The sequence below is a fragment of the Streptomyces klenkii genome, from assembly GCF_003626645.1.
GTDB classification, from domain to species: Bacteria; Actinomycetota; Actinomycetes; order Streptomycetales; family Streptomycetaceae; genus Streptomyces; species Streptomyces klenkii.
Map to the genome: position 1 here is coordinate 1 of NZ_RBAM01000158.1, position 1123 is coordinate 1123.

At 73.0% G+C, this 1123-nt stretch carries 1 protein-coding gene and 1 pseudogene; one reads left to right on the forward strand and one right to left on the reverse strand.

The features are described 5' to 3' along the window. Positions 1–93, forward strand: a pseudogene (locus D7231_RS35410) (thiol reductase thioredoxin); the annotation flags it as partial. A gap of 87 nt (positions 94–180) precedes the next feature. Here D7231_RS35410 and D7231_RS35415 read toward each other — a convergent pair. Next, positions 181–1123, reverse strand: a 943-nt coding sequence (locus D7231_RS35415; protein ID WP_120760497.1) for a ParB/RepB/Spo0J family partition protein, incomplete at its 5' end; no start/stop codon positions are given.

A 1123-nucleotide genomic window follows, 5' to 3' on the forward strand; every position in this document is an offset into this window, starting at 1 on the left:
AACGTCTACCAGGGCGGCGACGTCGTGAAGACCATCGTCGGCGCCAAGCCCAAGGCGGCCATCGAGCGGGACCTCAACGAGTTCCTCGCCTGACGGCCCGCCGGGCAGCCTTCACGACAGCGCAAGGGGCCCGTGGCGTTCCTGAGGAACGCCACGGGCCCCTTGCCTCGTCCGGAGGGCTCAGTCCCCCTCGGGAGCGGGCCGCTCCCCGCGCGACGGATCGAGCACCGGCCCCTCGCCCGGGGCGAGTTGGCCCAGGATCCGCTCCAGATCCTCTATCGACGCGAACTCGACGACGATCTTGCCCTTCTTCTGCCCCAGGTCGACCTTCACCCGGGTCTCGAAGCGGTCGGACAGGCGCCCGGCCAGGCCGTCCAGGGCCGGCGAGATCAGCCGGCCGGCGCGGGGCCCCCGGCCCCGGCGGGTCCGCTTCCCCTCCGAGCCCATGAGCCGGACGATCTCCTCCACCGACCGGACCGACAGCCCCTCGGCCACGATCCGGTGCGCGAGCCGGTCCTGCTCCGCCGCGTCCTCCACCCCGAGCAAGGCCCGCGCGTGCCCGGCCGACAGCACGCCGGCCGCGACCCGCTTCTGCACCTCGGGGGAGAGCTGGAGCAGCCGGAGGGTGTTGGTGACCTGCGGCCGGGAGCGGCCGATCCGGTCGGCCAGCTCGTCGTGGGTGCAGTTGAAGTCCCGCAGCAGCTGGTCGTAGGCGTTGGCCTCCTCCAGCGGGTTGAGCTGGGCCCGGTGCAGGTTCTCCAGGAGGGCGTCCAGGAGCATCCTGTCGTCCTCGGTGGCCCGCACGATGGCCGGGATGGCCTCCAGGCCCGCGTCCTTGCAGGCCCTCCAGCGGCGCTCGCCCATGATGAGCTCGTACCGCTCCCGCCCGAGCTGCCGGACCACGACCGGCTGGAGCAGCCCCACCTCCTTGATGGAGGCGACCAGCTCGGCGAGCGCGTCCTCGTCGAAGAACTCACGCGGCTGGTCCGGGTTGGGCGTGATGGCGTCCAGCGGCAGCTCCGCGAAGTACGCCCCGCCGACCTCGGCCGGCGGCTCCGGCAACGCCGTTTCACGTGAAACGGCCTCGGGGTCCGCGGGAACGGGAACCGTCGGCCCCGTGGGC